Below are 3,569 nucleotides of genomic sequence, written 5' to 3'. Positions count from 1 at the left end.
GTATCGGTGCCGCGCACATCGCCGTAGCGCAGGGTGCGCAGCAGTTCGGGCAGCGCGGCCAGCAGGTGGGTGATGTCGTGGTCCAGCGCGGCCACCGACTCCAGTCGGCTGACCAGTCCGTCGACGGCGTCGCCCAGATCCGCCAGCAGGGCGGCGTCGAGGGCGGCGGCCACCTCGGGCAGCCCGGTATCGGGCGCGTGCACGCGGTCGAGGATCCGCGCCGTGGCGGCCGTCGCCAGGGTGGTGCCCCAGCGTGACGCCTCCACCACCGCCATCACCAGTTCGGGCCGCCATTGCAGCGTCCAGGTCTCGCGGAAGGTGCCGGTGCCGCGCACCTCGTCGCGGGTGCGCCGCCCCCAGTCGATGCCGAGCAACTCCAGGCGGTGCAGCAGTTGGGATTTCGCCATATCGCGCTCGGTGCGCAGATCCAGCTCCACGGTGCGTTCCGCGGCTTCCTGCCGCAGCCGCAGGGTTCTGATTCGCGCCCGCAGATCCGCCTCCAGCGGGACGGTCGGCGTGTCCTCGGGCACGGTCCCCAACGCCTCGCCGATCACCAACTCGCGAGTGACCAGATCCAGCATGGTCTCGTCGCCGTCGCACAGCACCGATCGGGTGGCCTCGGTGACCTCGGACAATCCGGCCAGCGGCCGTCCGCGCAGGGTGGCGAGGGTCTCCGCGAGCCGGACGGCCTCGATGATGTGCGCACTCGACACCGGCAGGTCGTGCCGCCGCAGCATCCCCGCCACCTGGGTCAGCCAGCGCGCGATCGGCTGCTCGGTCTCGGCGAACAGGTGCCGGTACCAGCCCGGCGAGGTGATGCCCGCGCCGTACCCGGATGAACTCGACAGTCGCGAATGCGTCCACGGCACCCAGGTGAGTGTGGTCTTCACCTTCGGCATGCCCTTCAGCAGCCGCGCGTCCGCCACCGCCGGAGGCAGCGTCCCGCTCAGTGCGGGCGCGTGCCAGGCACCGCACACCACGGCCAGTCGCCGCGCCCCGCCCTGCAACGCCTTGCGCATGACCTGCCGCATATGCGCCTCCCGGCGCAGGGTGTGCGCGTCGACCACGATCTCGGCCGCGACCCGCCGCCGCACCTCGATATCGGCGCTCGCGACTTCCCGTGCTTCGCCCCCACCGGTCGCCGCGCCGTGTCCTGCCTCGCCTGCACCGGCCGCCGCGGGGTATCCCGCACCGCGCGCACCGGCCGGCGCGGGGTGGGGCGTCGTATGGTCGTGGCTTGGAGCCGCGCCGCTCGCGGTGCTGATGTCCGTCGGGGTGCTGATGTCCGTCGGGGCGCTGGCGTCCGTCGGAGTGGTGTCGTCGGTCGGTGCTGTAGCCGCGCCGTCGGCCGGGGCGGTTGGTGCCGCGGCGCTGCCGGCGGTCGGGGGTGGGGCGGCGTCTTCGTTGTTCGAGGTGGTGTTCGCGGGGACCGCGGCTTCGCGCAAGGCGGTCATGGCCTCGTGCACGGCATCGAAGATGTCCGCTTCCGAGCTGGATTCGATGACGGCGTCCCACCAGCGCTCGGCGTCGTCGTAGCCACCGGCGGCGGCCAGTAGGCTCAGCGGGTCGGTGCGGTCGCCGGGTTCCTCCGCCGCCGCGAGCGCGGTGGCGGCGGGCAGATCGCAGAACCCCACCCGCACACCGTGTTCCACCCCGTACCGCAGCGCCTGCCATTCGGGGGAGAACTCGGCGTAGGGCCAGAACGCCGCCGTGGACGGCTCCTCCGGTCGATAGGCGAGCAGCGCCACCGGCGGTGCCATCGCCTCGGCGGCCACGTAGCGGACCAGGCCGTCGGCGTCGGCCGGGCCCTCGATGAGAATCACGTCCGGCCGAAACCGCTCCAGGGCCGAGCGCAGCGAACGCGCCGATCCGGGCCCGTGGTGGCGGATGCCGAAGATCCGGGTCCGCGGCTCGGAGTCGGCCTCCGGCGGCAGGGCGGGGGCACTCACGTGTGCACCTCGCGGCAGGCACGGTAGAAGTCGGCCCAGTCCTGGCGTTGGCGCACCACGGCTTCCAGATATTCGGTCCACACCACGGCGTCGGCGACCGGATCGGAGATGATCGCGCCCTGCACCGCACCCGCCACATCCTCGGCGCGCAGTACGCCGTCACCGAAATGCGCGGCCAGCGCCAGCCCACTGGTGATCACCGAGATGGCCTCGGCGGTGGACAGCGTGCCCGACGGCGACTTGAGTTTGGTGCGCCCGTCCACCGTCATCCCCGAACGCAGCTCCCGGAAGACCCGGACCACCCGCCGGATCTCCTCCGCGGCGGCGGGCACGGCGGGCAATTCCAGTGCCGCGCCGAGCTGTTCGACCCGCCGGGTCACAATGGCCACCTCGTCGTCCTCGCCGGCGGGCAGCGGCAGCACCACGGTATTGAAGCGTCGCCGCAGCGCCGAGGACAGCTCGTTGACGCCGCGGTCGCGGTCGTTGGCCGTCGCGATCACCGTGAAGCCCTTGGTCGCCTGCACCTCCATGCCCAGTTCCGGTATCGGCAGCGTCTTCTCCGACAACACGGTGATCAGCGCGTCCTGCACGTCCGAGGGGATGCGGGTGAGTTCCTCGATGCGGGCGACGGACCCGGTCCGCATGGCCGTCATGACCGGCGACGGCACCAGCGCCGCCGCGCTCGGCCCCTCCGCCAGCAGGCGGGCGTAGTTCCAGCCGTAGCGCACCGCCTCCTCCGTCGTCCCCGAGGTGCCCTGTACCAGCAGGGTCGACGCACCCGAGATGGCGGCCGAGAGATGTTCCGACACCCAGGTTTTGGCGGTGCCGGGCACGCCGAGCAGCAGCAGTGCGCGATCGGTGGCCAGGGTGGCGACCGCGACCTCCATGAGCCGCCGCGGCCCCACGTACTTGGGTGTGATGACGGTGCCGTCGGTCAGCGTGCCGCCGAGCAGATAGGTGACCACCGCCCACGGTGAGAGCCGCCACGACGGTGGCCGCGGGCGGTCGTCGGCGGCGGCCAGGGCGGCCAATTCGTCGGCATAGGACTGTTCGGCGTGCGGGCGCAGCAGGGCGTCCCGATCCGCGGTGCTGGTCACTGCAACTCCTCGAGCATGGTCCGACGTTCCACGAGGTCCGCGGCGAGCTGGTCGAAGGCCTGCTCCCAGTACGGTTCTCCGCAGTGTCGGGCGGTGGCGGTGACGGCGGGCGCGCTCGTCACCGGGAAATGGGTGGCGGCCGCCCGGAACAGCGTCCGGTACGACCCCGGCACCAGACTGGGCGCACCCGGCCGGTCCGCGCTCAGCCGCGCCCGCTCCAGGAGCAGGCGCAGCACATGCTCGGCCACCGGTTCCGGCCACGGATGCGGGAGCGCCCGCAGCAGCGATTCGATCTCGGCCAGCCAACTGCTGTCCAGGCGGCGCAGATGCCGCACCTGATCGTCGAGCGGCTGCACGGCGAACAGTTCGCGCAGCTGCTCCATATCCGGATCGCCCGCCGCCGGCGGCGCGGCGATGATCGCGAACAGCGCTCGCGCCCAGGCCGGATCACGTTGTGCCAGGGCGGCATCGGCCCAGCCGTGCAGCATCGGGCCGCGCAGTCCCTCGGCCATGGGCACCCGCA

Annotated in this window: 2 protein-coding genes and 1 pseudogene; all 3 read right to left on the bottom strand. The window is 72.5% G+C overall.

Annotation, left to right across the window (positions count from 1 at the left end; translation table 11 throughout):
* Positions 1–1,949 (bottom strand): DUF5682 family protein (locus QK444_RS34195; RefSeq protein WP_282786151.1); only part of this gene is annotated, 1,949 nt, incomplete at its 3' end.
* Positions 1,946–3,046, bottom strand: coding sequence for an AAA family ATPase (locus QK444_RS34190; RefSeq protein WP_282786150.1), 1,101 nt, complete (start codon positions 3,044–3,046; stop codon positions 1,946–1,948). The genes QK444_RS34195 and QK444_RS34190, both read right to left, overlap by 4 nt.
* Positions 3,043–3,569 (bottom strand): annotated as a pseudogene (locus QK444_RS34185) (SWIM zinc finger family protein); the annotation flags it as partial. The gene QK444_RS34190 and the pseudogene QK444_RS34185, both read right to left, overlap by 4 nt.

The sequence above is a fragment of the Nocardia sp. CC201C genome (assembly GCF_030010695.1).
Classification (GTDB): domain Bacteria; phylum Actinomycetota; class Actinomycetes; order Mycobacteriales; family Mycobacteriaceae; genus Nocardia; species Nocardia otitidiscaviarum.
The sequence above is the reverse complement of the archived record's forward strand: the minus strand, read 5'-3'. Positions and strand labels throughout refer to the sequence as shown.